This window comes from Dactylosporangium sp. NPDC000555 (genome assembly GCF_040300025.1).
Classification (GTDB): domain Bacteria; phylum Actinomycetota; class Actinomycetes; order Mycobacteriales; family Micromonosporaceae; genus Dactylosporangium.
Genome location: NZ_JBEPDB010000004.1, coordinates 127,304 through 145,749, shown reverse-complemented (window position 1 = coordinate 145,749; position 18,446 = coordinate 127,304). Strand labels below are relative to the sequence as shown.

The 18,446-nt window shown below is 71.4% G+C and carries 15 protein-coding genes; 13 read left to right on the top strand and 2 right to left on the bottom strand.

The window, feature by feature from the left end:
* Window positions 1-69: 69 nt before the first annotated feature.
* Window positions 70-1,068 carry a serine hydrolase domain-containing protein gene (locus ABT297_RS05245; RefSeq protein ID WP_350544931.1) on the top strand — a complete coding sequence of 333 codons (999 nt, stop codon included), beginning with the start codon at window positions 70-72 and terminating at the stop codon, window positions 1,066-1,068.
* A 63-nt stretch (window positions 1,069-1,131) separates the two neighbouring features.
* Here the strand turns inward: ABT297_RS05245 and gabT are convergent, their stop codons facing one another.
* Window positions 1,132-2,466 carry a 4-aminobutyrate--2-oxoglutarate transaminase gene (gene gabT, locus ABT297_RS05240; protein WP_350544930.1) on the bottom strand — a complete coding sequence of 445 codons (1,335 nt, stop codon included), beginning with the start codon at window positions 2,464-2,466 and terminating at the stop codon, window positions 1,132-1,134.
* A 153-nt stretch (window positions 2,467-2,619) separates the two neighbouring features.
* Between gabT and ABT297_RS05235 the strand changes: the two genes are divergently transcribed.
* From ABT297_RS05235 to ABT297_RS05185, 11 genes are all read left to right on the top strand, one after another.
* Window positions 2,620-4,056: an aldehyde dehydrogenase family protein gene (locus ABT297_RS05235; RefSeq protein WP_350544927.1), complete on the top strand. Its 1,437-nt coding sequence runs from the start codon at window positions 2,620-2,622 to the stop codon at window positions 4,054-4,056.
* A 148-nt stretch (window positions 4,057-4,204) separates the two neighbouring features.
* Entirely contained in the window at window positions 4,205-5,578 is a 1,374-nt protein-coding gene (locus ABT297_RS05230) for a phosphomannomutase/phosphoglucomutase (RefSeq protein ID WP_350544924.1), read from the top strand.
* A gap of 30 nt (window positions 5,579-5,608) precedes the next feature.
* Complete coding sequence (locus ABT297_RS05225) at window positions 5,609-5,848, top strand: Trm112 family protein (protein WP_350544921.1); 240 nt, start codon at window positions 5,609-5,611, stop codon at window positions 5,846-5,848.
* A 5-nt stretch (window positions 5,849-5,853) separates the two neighbouring features.
* Window positions 5,854-7,050 carry an SIS domain-containing protein gene (locus ABT297_RS05220; RefSeq protein ID WP_350544981.1) on the top strand — a complete coding sequence of 399 codons (1,197 nt, stop codon included), beginning with the start codon at window positions 5,854-5,856 and terminating at the stop codon, window positions 7,048-7,050.
* A 78-nt stretch (window positions 7,051-7,128) separates the two neighbouring features.
* On the top strand, window positions 7,129-8,097 hold the full coding sequence (locus ABT297_RS05215; protein ID WP_350544918.1) for a cation diffusion facilitator family transporter: 969 nt from the start codon (window positions 7,129-7,131) through the stop codon (window positions 8,095-8,097).
* A gap of 2 nt (window positions 8,098-8,099) precedes the next feature.
* Complete coding sequence (gene manA / locus ABT297_RS05210; protein ID WP_350544915.1) at window positions 8,100-9,242, top strand: mannose-6-phosphate isomerase, class I; 1,143 nt, start codon at window positions 8,100-8,102, stop codon at window positions 9,240-9,242.
* Window positions 9,243-9,616: 374 nt separating this feature from the next.
* Window positions 9,617-11,083 (top strand): adenosylhomocysteinase, encoded by a 1,467-nt coding sequence (gene ahcY / locus ABT297_RS05205; protein WP_350544912.1) that lies wholly within the window; start codon window positions 9,617-9,619, stop codon window positions 11,081-11,083.
* 159 nt (window positions 11,084-11,242) lie between these two features.
* Window positions 11,243-12,091: an iron uptake transporter permease EfeU gene (gene efeU / locus ABT297_RS05200; RefSeq protein WP_350544909.1), complete on the top strand. Its 849-nt coding sequence runs from the start codon at window positions 11,243-11,245 to the stop codon at window positions 12,089-12,091.
* Window positions 12,092-12,123: 32 nt separating this feature from the next.
* A complete protein-coding gene (gene efeO, locus ABT297_RS05195) occupies window positions 12,124-13,263 on the top strand; it encodes an iron uptake system protein EfeO (RefSeq protein WP_350544906.1) in 1,140 nt (379 codons plus the stop codon).
* A gap of 69 nt (window positions 13,264-13,332) precedes the next feature.
* Window positions 13,333-14,589 (top strand): iron uptake transporter deferrochelatase/peroxidase subunit, encoded by a 1,257-nt coding sequence (efeB, locus tag ABT297_RS05190; protein WP_350544903.1) that lies wholly within the window; start codon window positions 13,333-13,335, stop codon window positions 14,587-14,589.
* Window positions 14,590-14,611: 22 nt separating this feature from the next.
* Window positions 14,612-16,363: an ABC transporter family substrate-binding protein gene (locus tag ABT297_RS05185; protein ID WP_350544901.1), complete on the top strand. Its 1,752-nt coding sequence runs from the start codon at window positions 14,612-14,614 to the stop codon at window positions 16,361-16,363.
* 7 nt (window positions 16,364-16,370) lie between these two features.
* Here ABT297_RS05185 and ABT297_RS05180 read toward each other — a convergent pair whose 3' ends face one another.
* Window positions 16,371-17,357, bottom strand: coding sequence for an RDD family protein (locus tag ABT297_RS05180; protein ID WP_350544898.1), 987 nt, complete (start codon window positions 17,355-17,357; stop codon window positions 16,371-16,373).
* 60 nt (window positions 17,358-17,417) lie between these two features.
* Between ABT297_RS05180 and ABT297_RS05175 the strand changes: the two genes are divergently transcribed.
* The gene (locus ABT297_RS05175) at window positions 17,418-18,413 is read left to right on the top strand and encodes a stage II sporulation protein M (RefSeq protein WP_350544896.1); all 996 of its coding nucleotides are present in this window, start codon (window positions 17,418-17,420) and stop codon (window positions 18,411-18,413) included.
* The last annotated feature ends 33 nt before the right edge of the window (window positions 18,414-18,446 follow it).

Genomic DNA, 18,446 nt, shown 5'->3' with positions numbered 1-18,446 from the left:
GAAAAAGGCTCGGCCAACGGCGACTGAGGGGCTGCGGGGTGCGGAAAATGTGTGCTACTTCATTGCCTCATGACGATGGATTTGCGTGATCGCCTGGACGAGGCCATCCGGTCCGGGCAGGTGGACGGCCTCCACGCGGTCGTGGCGGTTCGCGGCGGCCGGACGGTGCTGGAGCACTACGGCGCTGGCGAGGACGCCCTGTGGGGCAAGTCGCTCGGCGTCGTCCAGTTCGGACCGGGGACGCTGCACGACCTCCGGTCGGTCACCAAGAGCGTGACCGCGCTGCTGTACGGCATAGCGCTCGCCGACGGCCGGGTGCCCGGCCCCGCGGAGCCGCTGCTGCGCCATTTTCCGCAGTACCCCGACCTGGCGGCCGACCCCGAGCGGGCCCGGCTCACCGTCGAGCACGCGCTGACGATGTCGCTCGGCCTGGAGTGGCGGGAGGAGGTCCCATACGACGGCCCGGCCAACGCCGAGGTCGCGATGGAGCTGTCGCCGGACCGGTACCGGTTCGTGCTGGAGCGGCCGATCCAGGAGCCGCCCGGTGTCCGCTGGACGTACTGCGGCGGCGCCACGGCGTTGCTCGGCCGGTTGATCGCCGACGGGACCGGGCGGCCGCTGCAGCAGTACGCGCGCGAGGCGCTGTTCGCGCCGCTGGGGATCGGCGCCTTCGAGTGGACGGGCGGCGCGGACGGGGTCGCCTCGCCCGCGTCCGGGCTGCGGCTCGCGCCGCGCGACCTGGCCAGAATCGGCGAACTGGTGCTCGCGGAGGGGGCGTGGGAGGGCCGCGAGATCGTCCCCGCCGGTTGGATCCGCACGATGCTCGAGCCGCGCCTGCAGACCGAGTGGGGCGCTCAGTACGGCTACCAGTGGTACATCGAGACCCTGGCCGGTCATCGGCTGTTGGGCGGGATGGGCAACGGCGGCCAGCGCCTGACCGTCCTGCCCGGCCTGGACCTGGTCGTCGCCGTCACCGCCGGCAACTACGACGACCCCGAGCAGTGGCGGACCCCGCTGGCGGTACTGGAGCAGGTGATCCTGCCGGCCTTTGAGCTGACGACTGGCTGACGGCGGGCCAGCTTTCGTGGGCCGGCCGGTGTGTGAGGTGGCCGCACCGGCCGGCCCACGGGCTCAGAGGGACCGCGCCAGGGCCGTCAGTGCGCGGTCCAGCGTCGGATCGTCCATGACGAGCGGGGGCAGGAGGCGGATCACGTTGCCGTACGTGCCGCAGGTGAGCAGCAGCAGCCCGGCCTCGTGCGCCCGCCGCTGGATCTCCGCCGTCTTCACCGGATCCGGGGTCGCGCCCAGCGGGGCACCCCGGGCGAAGCCGCGCTCGGCCGTCAGCGAGCCGGGCGTCGCGGTGTCCGGCACTACGATCTCCAGCGCCAGCATCGCGCCGCGGCCCCGGACGTCGCCGATGAACCGGTGCTGCTCCCGCAGGGCCAGCAGGCGGGGGAGCATCACCGACTCGATCCGGCGGGCCGCGGCGCACAGGTCGAGCTCCCGCATGGTCTCGATCGACGCGAGCGCCGCGGCGCAGGCCACCGGGTTGCCGCCGTACGTGCCGCCGAGGCCGCCGGCGTGCACGGCGTCCATCACGTCCGCGCGGCCGGTCACCGCGGCGAGCGGCAGGCCGCCGGCGATGCCCTTCGCCGTGGTGACGAGGTCGGGTTCGACGCCCTCGTGGGTCGAGGCGAACCAGTCGCCGGTACGGCAGAAACCGGTCTGGATCTCGTCCGCCACGAACAGCGCACCGTTGGCCTTCGCCCAGGCCGCCAGCGACGGCAGGAAGCCCGGCGCGGGCACCACGAAGCCGCCCTCACCCTGGATGGGCTCGATGAGGACCGCCGCGACCTGGTCCGCGCCCACCTGCTTCTCGATCGTGCCGATCGCCAGCGCGGCGGCGTCGGGCCCGGCGAGGCCGTCGCGGAACGGGTACGACATCGGCACCCGGTAGATCTCGCCGGCGAACGGGCCGAAGCCGTGCTTGTACGGCATGTCCTTGGCCGTCAGCGCCATGGTGAGGTTGGTCCGGCCGTGGTAGGCGTGGTCGAACACGACGACCGACCGCCGGCCGGTGGCGTGCCGGGCGATCTTCACCGTGTTCTCGACCGCCTCGGCGCCCGAGTTGAACAGGGCCGAGCGCTTCTCGAACGAGCCCGGCGTGAGCGCGTTGAGCTGCTCGCAGACCGCGACATAGCCCTCGTACGGCGCGATCATGAAGCAGGTGTGGGTGAACCGCTCGACCTGCCGCCGCACCGCCGCCACGACCCTCGGGTTCGAGTTGCCCACGTTGGTGACCGCGATGCCGGCGGCCATGTCGACCCACTCGCGGCCGTCCACATCGGACAGCGTGCCGCCGGAGGCGTGGTCGACGTACGACGAGATCATGCTGCTGACACCGCGCGCGACGGCGGCCGCGCGGCGCTTGTGGATGTCGCTGGAAAGCGCCCCTGACGGTGACATCACACAGATCCTTGCCGCTGCCGGAGCGTTCAAACCCGCCATGGGTCATGTCCACTCCTTTGAGTGCCGGTAGCCGCATCCTTCCATCGAATCCGCAGTTCACATCCCATTGAGCAACTGTTTCCGCGTCACGGACGGGCATAGGATTGCCGTGTGACCCCCTTCTACATCGCCGGGCGTCCGGCGAGCAGCGACGACGTCGTCGAGATCCGGCATCCCTTTGACGGGCGCCCGGTCGGCAGCACCTCGAACGCCACCCCGGAGCAGGTGGAGGAGGCCGTCGCCGCGGCCGCGGCCGTCGCCGCCGAGGCCGCCGCCCTGCCCGCGAGCGCCCGGGCGGCCGCGCTCGACCACGTCAGCGCCCGGCTGAAGGAGCGCGCCGAGGAGGTCGCCCGGCTGATCACCGCGGAGAACGGCAAGCCGCTGAAGTGGGCGCGCGGCGAGGTCTCCCGCGCCGTGTCGACGTTCCGCTGGGCGGCCGAGGAGGCCCGGCGGTTCTCCGGCGCCCTGCAGCGGCTCGACACCGACCCGGCCGCCACCGGCCGGATCGCGCTGGTCAAGCGGGTGCCCAAGGGGCCGGTGCTGGGCATCGCGCCGTTCAACTTCCCGCTCAACCTGGTCGCGCACAAGGTCGCCCCGGCACTGGCGGTCGGCGCGCCGATCGTGCTCAAGCCCGCCCCCGCGACCCCGCTCAGCGCGCTGCTGCTGGGCGAGATCCTGGCGGAGATCTCAGGCGAGACCGAGCTGCCGGCCGGCATGTGGTCGATCGTGCCGATCCCGAACGACCGCGCGTCCGCCCTGGTCGCCGACCCGCGCCTGCCGGTCGTATCGTTCACCGGCTCCGGGCCGGTCGGCTGGCGGATCCGCGACGCCGTGCCGCGCAAGCACGTGACCCTCGAGCTGGGCGGCAACGCCGCCGTGATGGTCTGCGAGGACTGGGACGACCTGGACTGGGCCGCCGGCCGCATCGCCACCTTCGCCAACTACCAAGCCGGGCAGAGCTGCATCGCGGTGCAGCGGGTGTATGTCCACGACCGGCATTACGACGCGCTGGCCGACAAGCTCACGGCGGCCGTCGAGGCGCAGCGGACCGGCGACCCGAACGACGAGGCCACCGATGTCGGGCCGCTGATCAGCGAGGACGCCGCGAAACGGGTCGAGGCGTGGGTCGGCGAGGCCGTCGCGGCCGGGGCCAAGCTGCTCGCCGGCGGCACCCGGGACGGCGCCTCCTACGCGCCGACTGTGCTCGCCGACGTGCCCGCGGACGCGAAGGTCGTCAGCGAGGAGGTCTTCGGCCCGGTGCTGGTGCTGGCCCGCGTCGGCTCCGACTCCGAGGGCTTCGCGGCCGTCAACGCCTCGCAGTACGGGCTGCAGTCCGGCGTCTTCACCCGGCGGCTCGACCGCGCGTTCGAGGCGCATCGCGTGCTCGACGTGGGCGGCGTGATCGTCGGCGATGTGCCGAGCTACCGGGCCGATCAGATGCCGTACGGCGGGGCGAAGGCCAGCGGGATCGGCCGCGAGGGGCTCGCCAGCGCGATGGCCGACTACACCGAGGAACGGGTGATGGTCCTGACCGGCCTGCAGCTGTAGGGCCGTCACCTTGTCTGCGCCGTGCCTCATCCTGTGCCACGACCCTTCCTGGAACTCACATGAGTAACTCCCGACTGACAGGTGCACGGAACGCAACCGCACTAGGCTCCCCAGTAGGAACAGCGACCACGACTAGGGGTGCGGGACTGTGATCGATCTGAGCCGGATCGTCAAGGCATACGACGTGCGGGGAACGGTGCCGGACCAGCTCAACGAGCCGGTGGCGGAGGCACTCGGGCGGGCGTTCGTGCAGACGCTGCGCTCGCGCGGGGAGTTCGCCGAGAAGATCGTCACCGCGCACGACATGCGGGCCTCGGGCCCGGCGCTGGCCGCCGCCTTCGCCGCCGGGGCGCGAGCGGAGGGCGCCGACGTCCTGGAGGCCGGGCTCGGCTCCACCGACCTGCTCTACTACGCCTCGGGCGCGCTCGACCTGCCGGGCGCGATGTTCACGGCGAGTCACAACCCCGCGCGGTACAACGGGATCAAGCTCTGCAAGCAGGGCGCCAAGCCCGTCGGCCAGGACACCGGCCTCGCCGAGATCCGTCAGCGCGCGCAGGGGATCCTCGACAGCGGGGCGCCGCGGGTCACCGAGGCCGAGCTCAAGGGTGGCATCGAGCAGCACAGCCTGCTCGAGCGCTACGCGACCCACCTGCTCACGCTCGTCGACCTCTCCGACATCCGGCCGCTGACCGTGGTCGTCGACGCCGGCAACGGCATGGGCGGCTACACGGTGCCGGCCGTGCTCGGCTCGGGCCTGCCGCTGACGATCATCCCGCTGTACTTCGAGCTCGACGGCACGTTCCCCAACCACGAGGCCAACCCGCTCGAGCCCGCCAACCTGGTCGACTTGCAGGCCAAGGTCCGCGAGACCGGCGCCGACCTCGGGCTCGCCTTCGACGGCGACGCCGACCGCTGCTTCGTCGTCGACGAGCACGGCGAGGCCGTGTCGCCGTCGGTGATCACGGCAATGGTCGCGGTCCGGGAACTGGCCAAGGATCCCGGCGCCACGATCATCCACAATCTCATCACCTCGCACGTCGTGCCCGAGATCGTCCGGGAACACGGCGGTGTGCCCGTGCGCACCCGGGTCGGCCACTCGTTCATCAAGGCCGAGATGGCCCGCACCGGCGCGGTGTTCGGCGGCGAGCACTCCGCGCACTACTACTTCCGCGACTTCTGGGGCGCCGACACCGGCATGCTGGCCGCCCTGCACACCCTGGCGCTGCTCGGGGGGCAGGCCGCGCCGCTGTCGGCCCTGGCGAAGGACTACGAGCGGTATGCCGCCTCCGGCGAGATCAACTCGACCGTCACCGACCAGCCGGCGAAGATGGCGGAGATCGAGCAGGCCTTCGGCGTGCCGGTCGACCGCCTCGATGGCATCACCCTCAGCTTCCCCGACGGCAGTTGGGCGAACGTCCGCCCGTCCAACACCGAGCCGCTGCTGCGGCTTAACGTTGAGGCGCCGACCGCGGAGCGGATGGCCGCCCTGCGCGATGAGATGCTGACCGTCATCCGCCGCTGACGATCAGCCGCTTAAAAGGAGTTGGAACGCGTGTCCGTGGACCCAGCCCTGCTTTCGATCCTGCGCTGCCCAGACGAGCACCACGCCGAACTCGCCCTCGACGCGGAGGAGCAGACGCTGACCTGCACCGAATGCGGGCGGATCTTCGAGATCCGCGACGGCATCCCGGTGCTTCTGCTCGACGAGGCGCGCACACCGGCGCCGGGTTCCGCCGCGGCGGCTCCCGCGCCGGACGCCGACGCCGTGGGTGGCGAGGGTGATGCCGAGTGAATCCGCTGGAGGGCACCGCGGGGGTCCGCGGGCATCGCGAGGTCGACCTGACGCTGCTGGACAACGCCGAGGCGCTGGAGCGCAACGACCCGGGCGGCATGCTGCGCGCGACCGCGTCCGCCGGCGCCCAGGTGCGGGAGGCGGCCGCCCTGGCCGCCGAGACCGATCTGAGCGCGCTGGCCGACGAGGGCCGCCCGCGCGCGATCGTCATCGCCGGGGTCGGCACCGCCGCGCGCACCGGTGACATCCTCGAGACCGTCGCCGGGCCGCGCTGCCCGGTGCCGGTCCTCGCGCACCGCAGCGCCGGCATCCCCGGCTGGGTCGGCGCCGCCGACGTCGTCATCGCCGTCTCGGCGTCCGGCCGCTCCCCGGAGGCGCTCGCCGCCGCCGAGGCCGCCGGTCGCCGCGGCGCCCGGCTCGTCGCGATCGGCGCGCCAGACACGCAGTTGCACGCGCTGGCCGACCGCTTCCGCGCGCCGTTCATCCCGGTGCCGCGGCGCGCGCCGGCCCGGGCCAGCCTCTGGGGCCTGGCCGTGCCCGTCCTGCTGGCCGGCCGCCAGCTCGGCCTGATCAAGGTCAACGAGGCCGACTTCGCCGAGACGGCCTCCCGGCTCGACGCCGACGCTGAGCGCTGCCGCACGGCGCTCGAGTCGTTCGTCAACCCCGGCAAGAGCCTCGCGCTCGACCTCGCCCACTCGGTGCCGATCGTCTGGGGCTCCTCGCCCCTGGCCACCGTCGCCGCCCGCCGTTTCGGTGACACGCTGGCCGCCAACGCCCGCTACCCCGCGGTCGTCGGCGCGCTCGGCGAGGCCGGCCGCGGCCGCGTCGGCCTCCTTGACGGGGTGTACGGCGGGCTGGCCGAGGCTGACCGCGACATCTTCGCCGACCCCGGGGAGGAGACGAGCGAGGCCACCCGGCTGCGCCTGGTGCTGCTGCGCGACGGCGGCCTGACCGGCGACGACGAGGAGGGCGACGAGCCGGTCGCGGTCGAGGAGCGCCGTGCGGAGGCCGTGCAGGAGCTGGCCGAGCGCCGCGGCGTGCGGGTGAGCCTGATCACCGCGGAGGGTGGATCTCCTCTGGAACGATTGGCCTCGCTCGTGGCCGTGCCGGACTTCGCCTCGATCTACCTGGGGCTCGCGCACGGCTTCGACCCCATGGCCGTCCCGGCCGTTTCGGAGATGAAGGAGCTGGTCAGTCCGTGAGAGGCCCGGAGCGGAGCGGAGAAGCCTCGCACCGTGAGGCAGGCTGTGCTCGCATCGCCGTAGCGAGGCGGAGACGAAGTGAGCACTGAGGGCGGGACGAAGGCGATCTTGGCGGCGCTGGCCGCCAACCTCGGCATCGCCGTCACCAAGTTCGTCGCGTTCGCGCTGACCGGCTCGTCGTCGATGCTGGCCGAGGCGATCCACTCGGTCGCGGACTCCGGCAACCAGGGGCTGCTGCTGCTCGGCGGCAAGCAGGCCGGGAGGCGGGCGAACGCCCGCCACCCGTTCGGCTACGGGCGGGAGCGCTACATCTACGCGTTCGTCGTCGCCGTCGTGCTGTTCTTCGTCGGCGGCGTCTTCGCCATCTACGAGGCCTGGCACAAGATCGCCGAGCCCGAGCCGATCACATCCTGGAAGTGGGTACCGGTCGCGGTGCTCGTCGCGGCGATCGTCATGGAGGGGCTCTCCTTCCGCACCGCCATCGCCGAGACCCGCAAGATCAAGGGCAAGGCCGGCTGGGTGCAGTTCATCCGCCGGGCCAAGCAGCCGGAGCTCCCGGTCATCCTGCTGGAGGACTTCGCCGCCCTGATCGGCCTCGTGCTGGCGCTCTTCGGTGTCGGCCTGACCCTGATCACCGGTAACGGCATCTGGGACGGCATCGGCACGGCCGCGATCGGCCTGCTGCTGATCGCCGTGGCCGCCGTCCTCGCGGTGGAGATGAAGAGCCTGCTCGTCGGCGAGTCGGCCACGCCGGAGCAGGTCGACGCCATCGAGAAGGCGATCGTGGACGGCCCCGAGGTCGAGAGCGTGATCCACATGCGCACTGTGCACCTCGGCCCCGAGGAGCTGCTGGTCGCGGCGAAGATCGCGGTGCGGCACAACGAGACGGCCGACGAGGTCGCCCGCGGCATCGACGCCGCCGAGGCCCGCATCCGGGCCGCGGTGCCGATCGCCCGCGTGATCTATCTGGAGCCGGACATCTACCAGGCGAACAAGGTCGGCCGCTCCGAAACGGCGGCCGCCCCGACCAGCGCGGAGGCGCACTGACCGTGGAACTGCTAGAGAGCCCGATCCGCAAGTACGCCTGGGGGTCGCACAACGCGATCGCCACGTTGCAGGGCCGGTCGGCGCCGACCGCGGACCCGGAGGCGGAGCTGTGGATGGGTGCCCACCCGGCGAGCCCGTCCCGGCTCGCCGTGAGCGGCATCTCGCTCGGGGACGCCATCGCCGCCGACCCGGTGACGCTGCTCGGCGCGGCGAACGTCGAGCGGTTCGGCCCCCGGCTGCCGTTCCTGCTCAAGGTGCTCGCCGCCGCCAAGCCGCTGTCCCTGCAGGCCCACCCGACGCTGGAGCAGGCCCGCGCCGCGCACGCGGCCGGGCACCCCTCCTACGTCGACGCCTGGCACAAGCCGGAGATGCTGGTCGCGCTCACCGACTTCGACGCCCTGTGCGGCTTCCGCGACCCGGCCGCGGCCTCGCGCGACCTGGCCGCACTGGGCGTGGCCCGGCTCAAGCCGGTCGTGGACGCGCTGTCCCAGCCCGACGCCGCCGTCGCCCTGCGCGACGCGGTCGAGGGGCTGCTCGCCAACCCGGACGCCGAGCTCGTGGCCGACGTCGTGGCGGCCTGCCGCCCCCGCACGGCCGAGCGGCCGGCCTACGACCTCGTGGTGTCACTCGCCGCGCAGTACCCGGGCGACTCCGGCGTGATCGTCGCCACGCTGCTCAACCGCATCCGCCTGCGCCCCGCCGAGGCGGTCTGGATGCCGGCCGGCAACCTGCACGCATACCTGCGCGGCGTCGGCGTCGAGCTCATGGCCGCTTCGGACAACGTTCTGCGCGGCGGCCTGACCCCGAAGCACGTCGACGTCGACGAACTGCTGCGCGTGCTGCGCTTCGAGGTCCTCAACGAGCCCGTGACCAGGCCGAACGTCCTCGGCCCGGGCCTGTTCGCCTATCCCGTCCCGATCGACGACTTCACCCTGCACCGCGCGGTCGTCGACCCGGCCGTGCCGGCGGTGCGCCTTCCCGGTGGCGGCCCGCGCATAGTCCTGTGCACGCGGGGCTCGATCCGCGTCGACGACGGGGCCGTCCCGGTGACCCTGAAGCAGGGGCAGGCGGCGTTCGCGCGGGCCGGGCGCAAGGAGCTGTCGCTCAGCGGCGCGGGCGAGGCCTTCCAGGCCGCCACGCCGTAGACCGCCGCGTGGCCAACTCGGGCCGGCACGCGGTAACCCCGCGGGCCGGCCCGGCACCGTCTCCGGCCCCTCAGGGTGAATCGAGCTCGTTCGTCAGTCCTTCACCGTGTCCGTATTCGGGAGATTTGCTTGACATTTGGGTTGCGCAGAGTAGTGTTCTGACTACGCAAGGTTCGAGACCTAGTCCGAGCCACATGCGGGGGAACCAAACCGGGGGGAAATGCGCGGGGCGGTGAGAGTGATCTCACCGCCCCGCGTGCTGTCCGGGCCGGCTTTCGCGCGACGCGCACGCATCGCCGGGGCGGTTGGAGTGGCGCACGCCCGCCGCGTACCGTGAAGGGTTGCCGTTCGCCTATGCAGACCAGGAGATCGCATTGACCAGTACGCTGCCGCCGCGGACCGTCGCCGACGGTGACTTCAAAGTGGCCGATCTATCCCTCGCCGCGTTCGGGCGCAAGGAGATCCAGCTCGCCGAGCACGAGATGCCGGGCCTCATGGCCATCCGGCGCGAGTTCGCCGCCGCGCAGCCGCTGAAGGGTGCGCGGATCACCGGCTCGCTGCACATGACGATCCAGACCGCGGTGCTGATCGAGACGCTCGTCGCGCTCGGCGCGCAGGTCCGCTGGGCCAGCTGCAACATCTTCTCGACCCAGGACCACGCCGCCGCCGCGATCGCGGTTGGCCCCGAGGGCACCCAGGAGAAGCCGGCCGGCGTCCCGGTGTACGCCTGGAAGGGCGAGACCCTCGAAGAGTACTGGTGGTGCACCGAGCAGGTGCTGCTCTGGCCCGACGGCCAGGGTCCGAACATGATCCTCGACGACGGCGGCGACGCCACCCTGCTGGTGCACAAGGGCGCCGAGTTCGAGGGCGCCGGCGCGGTCCCGTCGCCGGACACCGCCGACTCCGAGGAGTACGCGGTCATCCTCGGGGTGCTGCAGCGCTCGCTGCGGGAGGACAACCGCCGCTGGACCCGTATCGCGGCCGGCATCAAGGGCGTGACGGAGGAGACCACCACCGGCGTTCACCGGCTGTACGAGATGCAGCAGGCCGGCACACTGCTCTTCCCGGCGGTCAACGTCAACGACTCGGTCACCAAGTCGAAGTTCGACAACAAGTACGGCTGCCGCCATTCGCTCATCGACGGCATCAACCGCGCCACCGACGTGCTCATCGGCGGCAAGGTCGCGGTCGTCTTCGGCTACGGCGACGTGGGCAAGGGCTGCGCCGAGTCGCTGCGTGGCCAGGGCGCCCGGGTCATCGTGACCGAGGTCGACCCGATCTGCGCGCTGCAGGCCGCGATGGACGGCTACCAGGTGGCCACGGTCGAGGACGTCGTCGAGTCCGCCGACATCTTCATCACCGCGACCGGCTGCCTCGACGTCATCACCGCCGAGCACATGGGCCGGATGAAGCACCAGGCGATCGTCGGCAACATCGGCCACTTCGACAACGAGATCGACATGGCCGGCCTGGCCCGCCGTTCGGACGTCACGCGGATCAACATCAAGCCGCAGGTCGACGAGTGGAAGTTCGACGACGGCCACTCGATCATCGTGCTGTCCGAGGGCCGCCTGCTGAACCTGGGCAACGCCACCGGTCACCCGTCGTTCGTGATGTCCAACAGCTTCGCCAACCAGACGATCGCCCAGATCGAGCTGTTCACCAAGACCGATCAGTACCCGGTGGGCGTCCACACGCTGCCGAAGCACCTCGACGAGAAGGTTGCCCGGCTGCACCTGGACGCCCTGGGCGTCAAGCTCACCGAGCTGAGCAAGAAGCAGGCCGAGTATCTCGGCGTGCCGGTCGAGGGTCCCTACAAGGCCGACCACTACCGCTACTGAGCGCAGCGAAATGGGGTCCCGCCGGGCGCACCGGCGGGGCTCTTTCGCGTTCAGGGGCATGACCAGGCTCACGTGGCCGCCCGGCGCTTGAGGCCGTGGTCAATGAGGTCTAAGGTAAAGCTGACCTAAGTAAGGTGCAGCTAACCTGCGGAGCTTGGTATGACCGCCATCTACCTGATCGGACTGCGCGAGGGCCTCGAGATCACCCTTGTGGTGTCCATCCTCGTCGCATTCCTGGTCAAGAGCGATCGCAGGCATCTGCTCAAGTTCGTCTGGACCGGCGTCATCGCCGCTTCCCTGCTCGCGATCGGGTTCGCCGCGGTGCTGCAGGCCGGCACCGCGTTCCTCTCCGGCCCGCACCAGGAGCTCTTCGACGCGATCACCTCGCTCGTCGCCGTCGCGTTCGTGACCTGGATGATCTTCTGGATGCGCCGGATGGCCCGCCAGATGGGCAAGGAGCTGCGCGGCAAGCTGGAGGACGCGATCCAGGTCGGCCCGTTCGCGGTCGCCGGCATGGCCTTCCTCGCCGTCATCCGGGAGGGCCTGGAGACCGCGATCCTGTTCTTCGCCGCGGCGCAGGGCGCCGAGACGCTCCAGCCGCTGATCGGCATCACGCTTGGCCTCGCCACATCGATCGTGCTGGGCTACCTGATCTACGCCAGCGCCATCCGGATCAACCTGACCAAGTTCTTCACCTGGACCGGCGCCCTGCTCGTGCTGGTGGCCGCCGGCATCTTCAAGTACGGCGTGCACGACCTGCAGGAGGCCAACGTCGTGCCCGGCCTCAACAACCACGCCTTCGACCTCACCGGCGTCCTGCCGCCGACCGCGTGGTACTCCGAGCTGCTGCGCGGCATGTTCAACTTCACGCCCCAGCCGTCCGTCCTGGAGACCGTCGCCTGGGTCGCCTACGGCGTACCCGTCCTCGTCCTGTTCCTGCTGCCGCTGCTGCGCAGGCCGGCCGCGCCCGAGCCGGTGGCACCACAGCCGGCGAGCACCAGCGCCTGAATTCGCGACAAGCCCCCTCTCGTAGGAGAACCATGCCTAAAACACGTCTGCTCGCCCTCGGCGCCGTCCCGGCGCTCGCCCTCGCCATGGCCGGCTGCGGCGACGGCAAGACCGGCGACAAGGCCGGCGCGAGCGGTAGCGGCAAGATCGCCGTGACCGCCACCGACACCGAGTGCAAGCTCGAGCGGACCGAGGTGGCCTCGGGCGCGGTCACCTTCGCCGTCAGCAACAAGGGCGCCAAGGTCACCGAGTTCTACGTGTTCGCGACCGGCGACCGGATCGTCGGCGAGGTGGAGAACGTCGCACCCGGCCTGACCCGCGACCTGATCGTCGAGCTGCCGGCCGGCACCTACGAGACCGCCTGCAAGCCGGGCATGATCGGCAACGGCATCCGCGGCACGTTCAAGGCCACCGGCGAGAGCCGGCCGCTCACCGACAACGCCAAGCTCGCCCAGGCCACCAAGGACTACCAGCGGTACGTGCAGAGCCAGACCGGCGCGCTGATCGAGAAGACGACCGAGTTCGTCAACGCGGTCAAGGCCGGCGACGTGGAGAAGGCCAAGGCGCTGTACCCGATCGCCCGCACCTACTGGGAGCGCATCGAACCGGTCGCGGAGAGCTTCGGCGACCTCGACCCGGCCATCGACGCCCGCGAGGCGGACCTGGAGGCGGGCCAGGAGTGGACCGGCTTCCACAAGCTCGAGAAGGACCTCTGGGTCACCAAGGACGTCAGCCAGTCCGGCCCGATCGCCGACAAGCTGCTCACCGACGTCAAGACCATCGTCGAGAAGGCCGCCACCGTCCAGCTGTCCCCGCTGGAGCTCGCCAACGGCGCCAAGGAGCTGCTCGACGAGGTCGCCACCGGCAAGATCACCGGTGAGGAGGACGCCTTCTCGCACACCGACCTGTGGGACTTCGCGGCCAACCTCGAGGGCTCGCGGGCCGCGATCGCCGCGCTGCGCCCGGTGATCGAGGAGAGGGACGCCGCGCTGGCCAAAACGCTCGACGAGAAGTTCGCCGCGGCGCAGGCCGAGCTCGACAAGTACCGCAGCGGCGACGGCTGGAAGCTGCACAACGAGCTGACCGAGCCGCAGCTGAAGGCCCTGGGTGACGCGATCAACGCGCTCGCCGAGCCGATCAGCAAGGTCGCGCCGCTCGTCGCCACGAAGTAGGTCCGCGGGCGCGCCCGGTTCGCCGGGCGCGCCTCCCGCCGTACCGGATCCGATCGAAGGGTTTTGACCATGGACCGCCGGAAGATGATCGGGCTCGCCGGTGCGGGCGCCCTCGGGGCCGCGGCCGCGGGCGTCGTCGGATCGCAGGTCTTCGATCGCGCCGAGCCTGCCCGGGCGGCCGACCCCGGCGCGGCGGTGCCCTTCTATGGCGCGCACCAGGCCGGCATCGTCACGCCCGCACAGGACCGCCTGCACTTCGTCGCCTTCGACGTCATCACCGACAAGAAGGCCGAGGTCGTCGAGCTGCTGCAGAAGTGGACCGAGGCGGCGGCGCGGATGACCGCGGGCAAGGACGCGGGCACGATCGGTGCGGTCAACGGCGCCCCGGAGGCCGCCCCCGACGACACCGGCGAGGCGCTCGGCCTGCCCCCGTCCGGGCTCACCCTCACGGTCGGCTTCGGTTCGACGCTGTTCCGTGACGGTGAGGGCAAGGACCGATTCGGGATCGCGGCCCGGCGCCCGGCGGCGCTGGCCGACCTGCCGCGGTTCGCCAAGGACACGATCCAGCCCGAGATCTCCGGTGGCGACCTGTGCGTGCAGGCATGTGCGCACGACCCGCAGGTGGCCGTGCACGCGGTGCGCAACCTCGCCCGCATCGGCTTCGGCGTGGTCAGCGTGCGCTGGTCGCAGCTGGGCTTCGGGCGTACCTCCTCGACCTCGCGCAACCAGGAGACCGCGCGCAACCTGTTCGGCTTCAAGGACGGCACCGCCAACCTCAAGGCCGAGGACACCAAGCTGCTCGACGAGCAGTTGTGGGTGCAGTCCGGCGACGGCGAGGCGTGGATGACCGGCGGCTCCTACATGGTCACCCGCAAGATCCGGATGCTGATCGAGACGTGGGACCGCACCTCGCTGGGCGAGCAGGAGGCGATCGTCGGGCGTGACAAGGGGGAGGGCGCCCCGCTCAGCGGCGCCAAGGAGTTCGACGAGCCGGTCTTCTCCGCCAACGGTACCGACGGGCGGCCGGTCATCGCCGCAAACTCGCACGTACGCCTGGCCCACCCCGAGTTCAACGACGGCGCCCGGCTGTTGCGCCGCGGGTACAACTTCGTGGACGGCTCCGACGGCCTGGGCCGCCTCAACGCCGGGCTGTTCTTCATCGCCTACCAGCGCGACCCGCGCAAGCAGTTCGTGCCGATCCAGACGCGGCTGTCGCGCCAGGACGCGCTCAACGAGTACCTCCGGCACGTGTCGAGCGGTTTGTTCGCGTGCCCACCGGGCATCGCGTCAGCTGGCGATTACTGGGGTCGTGCCCTGTTCGCCTAGGGTCGCCCCCTATGGTTGCCGGGTGGCTTTTGTAACCGGAAGGCAGATGCGGGCTTCCATCGCCGTCGCGGCGGCCGGGTTGCTGCTCGGCGCATGCACCGGCGGCGACGAGGCCAAGCCGTCGCCCACGGCCACGATCGGGTTCGCCGACTGCGCGAAGAACCCGACGACCTGCAACGGCGGTGACATCAAGCTCGGCGGCTCGTACACGTACGGCCTCGACCAGCGGATCACCAGCTGGAACGTCAACACGACGGCGGGAAACGCGCCCGCGACCAAGCAGGCACTCTCCGGACTGCTGCCGCAGGTGTTCAAGGTCGACCCGCAGGGCCGCCTGCAGCTCAACGCCGACCTGGTGAGCTCCGCCGACATCACCAACCAGCACCCCGAGACGATCGTTTACAAGATCCGTCCGGACGCGGTCTGGAACGACGGTATCCCGATTACCGCCGACGACTTCATGCTGACCTGGAAGCAGAACTCCGGTAACCCGGCGCACTGCTCGGCCTGCACCCCCGCCGGCACCGCGGGATACGACGTCATCAAGAGCATCGTCGGCTCCGACGGCGGCAAGACCGTGACGGTGACCTTCACCGACGGCAAGACGTTCGGCGACTGGAAGGGCCTCTTCTCCGACGGCCTCTACCCGTCGCATCTGGCCACCAAGCAGGGCTTCGACCTGGCCAAGCCGGAGGGCGTGGCCGGCGCCGCCGACTGGTTCAGCCGGACCGTGCCGACGTGGTCGGGTGGCCCGTACCAGGTCGAGTCGTTCGCCAAGGACCAGGCGCTGGTGCTGAAGAAGAACGACAAGTGGTACGGCAAGATCAAGCCGTCCCTGGACCGGATCACGTTCAAGTTCGTGCTCGACCCGGCCGCCATCGTCCCGGCGCTGCGCGCGAAGGAGCTCACCGGCATGTCGCCGCGGCCCAGCCAGGCGCTGGTCACCGGCGTGGCCGGCACCCCCGGGGTGATCCACGAGGTCGGCGAGAGCTACGTGTGGGAGCACCTGACGCTGAACCTGAAGAACAAGCACCTCGCCGACCCCGTCCTGCGCCGGGCCATGTTCACCGCGGTGAACGTCAAGACCGTCGTGGGGAAGACGTACGGCGCGTTCGACAAGAACCTCAAGCCGCTGGGAAGCCACAACTTCGTGCCCGGCGACGCGGGGTACAAGGACGTCATCAGCGGCACCGGGCAGGGCTCCGGCGACGTGGACAAGGCGAAGAAGCTGCTCACCGACGCCGGCTACAAGATCGAGAATGGCCACCTCGTGACGAAGGCCGGCGAGGCCGTGCCCGCCCTGCGCCTGCGCTACGACAACGACAACGCCACGCGGGCCACGATCGCCGAGCAGATCGCCGCCGCACTGAAGGCGATCGGCGTCGAGGCCCGGGCCGAGACGACCGAGGGGCTCGGGCAGACGCTCACCACCGGCGACTTCGACCTGGTCCTCGCCGAATGGGTGAACGGGCCGCTCTATCAGGGCGCGCCGGAGCGGCGATGGTCGACGGGCGCGCCGGGCAACTACGGCGGGTACTCCAACCCGGAACTCGACCGGCTGGTGCACTCCGCGGCGGTGGACATCGATCCGAAGCGCGCCGTCGACCTGCTCAACCAGGCCGACGACCTGCTGACCAAGGACGCCTACGTGCTGCCGCTGATGCAGCGGCCGACGCTGACGTTCACCTACCAGGAGTACGCGAACATTCGCGGCAACCCCTCGGTCTGGGGCCCGACGTACAACATCCAGGAATGGGGCCAGCGGGCCGCGTGAGCCCCGGCTACCGCAGCGGGGCCGGCGGCCGAACGGCCGGCAGCGCGGCGGCCGGCGGTGGCTGGGCGGCCGGCAGCGTCCACGGGACAACCGGCGCCGGCGGGCCGGCGGAGATCATCGGGAGGGGCCGCCGCGGCGCCAGCACCGCGGCCAGGCCCGGCCAGACGCTGGCGGAGGCGGCGCGGGCCCGTGCCAGCCGGTGGCTCGCCCGGCGGTGCCGCTCGGCCAGGACGGCGGCGAGGTAGGCCCAGCCCGGGACGCCCGGCGGGGGCGGCGGCGTGGTGCAGCTCGCCACCTCATGGGCCAGCGCCTGCCCCAGCGCGGTGCGGGCCGGCTCGCCGATCTCGCGGTTGCGCGCCAGGAAGTGCCGCACCGCCAGCGCCAGGCTGTCGTCCAGCCCGGTCAGGTCGAGCAGGGCCGCCCACTGCGCCAGCGGCGGCGGCATCGCCGGCACCCAGCCCCAGCTCGCCGGCGTGCGCTCGTGGATCACGATCGTGCCGGCGACCAGGTCGCCGATGCGCTTGCCGTTCGGGTTGAGCATGAGCACGCCGAGGCCGGCCAGCCAGGACGCGACCGGGAACAGCAGGCCGGGCCACTCGATCGCGAGGCCCACCAGCGACCGCGCCAGCGCATGGCGGAACCGGATCGGGCCGCCGTCGTCGCGCACCACGCGCAGGCCCATCGCGAGCTTGCCGGGGGTGCGCCCGCGCAGCAGGGTCTCCCAGAACACCGGGTAACCGACCAGGACGACGGTCAGGTCGATCACCATCAGCGCCTGACCGAGGCCGCCGTCGAAGAGGCTGGCCGCGGCCGTCAGGTAGATCAGCAAACCGGTCGCCACGAGCAGCGCGGCGAGCAGCACCAGCTGCAGGAGGATGTCGAGCATCAGTGCGAGGACCCGCGACCCGGCCCGGGCAACGCGCACCTCGATCTCGACGGCCTCGCCGCTGACCAAGCGCTCGCCGGGGGCCGCCGGGGCCGAGGTGTCGCTCATGGTCGACAGTGTCCTACAGCGGGGCACCCTTCGCGTGCCTCGCCCATTTACGCTGCCGGTGTGGACCTGGACGCGTACGTCGCCGAGCACGGTGCCGAGTGGCGGCGGCTGGACGAGCTCTCCCGGCGCCGGCGGCTCAATGCGGCCGAGGCCGACGAGCTCGTGGCGCTCTACCAGCGCGCGGCCACCCATCTGTCGCTCATCCGCAGCCGCTCGCCCGACCCGATCCTCATCGCGCGGCTGTCCCGCCTGGTCCTGGCCGCCCGCAACGCGCTCACCGGCGCGCCCTCGTTCTCCCTCGCCGGGGTGGGCCGGTTCTTCACCCGGACCTTCCCGCTGGCCGTGTATCGAGCCTGGCCGTGGTGGTGCGGGGTGGCGACGGCGTTCTCGGCGCTCGCGTTCGGGCTGATGGCGTATCTTGCCGGAAACCCCGAAGTGGCCGGCTACTTCCTCAGCGACGCCGAAATCAACGACCTCGTCAACAGCGAGTTCGAGGGCTACTACAGCGACTACCTGCCGCAGAACTCGTTCCTGCGCGTGTGGACCCACAACGCCCTGCTCACCGGCATGGTCCTGGCCTCCGGCGTGGCCTTCCTCCCGGTGGTGTACCTGCTGTTTCAGAACGCCCTGAACGTCGGCCTGATCGGCGGCATCATGATCGCCTACGGCCGCGCCGACACGTTCTTCGGCCTGATCGTGCCGCACGGCCTGCTCGAGCTCACCGCGGTCTTCATCGGCGCTGGGGTGGGACTGCGCATCGGCTGGGCTTGGGTCGCACCCGGGCCGCTGCGCACGCGCGGGCGCGCGCTGGCCGAGACCGCGATCGAGGGCATCCTGGTGGCGCTGGGGCTGGTCGCGGTGCTGCTCGTCAGCGGCCTGCTGGAGGGCTTCGTGACGCCGGCGCCGCTGCCGAACATCGTCAAGGACTTCATCGGGTTCGTGGTGTGGGCGGCGTTCCTGGCGTACGTCTTCGTCCTGGGCCGCCAGGCCGAACGCGAGGGCGGGTCGACGGCGATCGACGGCGAGGTGCCGGAGGCGGCGCTGCCGGCCGCCTGATCACAGGTCGACCACGGGCCCGGCGCCGTTCGC

Bases quoted from the DNA above. Each gene is read 5' to 3' on its own strand.
- ABT297_RS05245 (WP_350544931.1), top strand. From the start codon at position 70: ATGACGATGGATTTGCGTGATCGCCTGGACGAGGCCATCCGGTCCGGG.
- gabT (WP_350544930.1), bottom strand. From the start codon at position 2,466: ATGTCACCGTCAGGGGCGCTTTCCAGCGACATCCACAAGCGCCGCGCG.
- efeU (WP_350544909.1), top strand. From the start codon at position 11,243: ATGACCGCCATCTACCTGATCGGACTGCGCGAGGGCCTCGAGATCACC.
- efeO (WP_350544906.1), top strand. From the start codon at position 12,124: ATGCCTAAAACACGTCTGCTCGCCCTCGGCGCCGTCCCGGCGCTCGCC.
- efeB (WP_350544903.1), top strand. From the start codon at position 13,333: ATGGACCGCCGGAAGATGATCGGGCTCGCCGGTGCGGGCGCCCTCGGG.
- ABT297_RS05180 (WP_350544898.1), bottom strand. From the start codon at position 17,357: ATGAGCGACACCTCGGCCCCGGCGGCCCCCGGCGAGCGCTTGGTCAGC.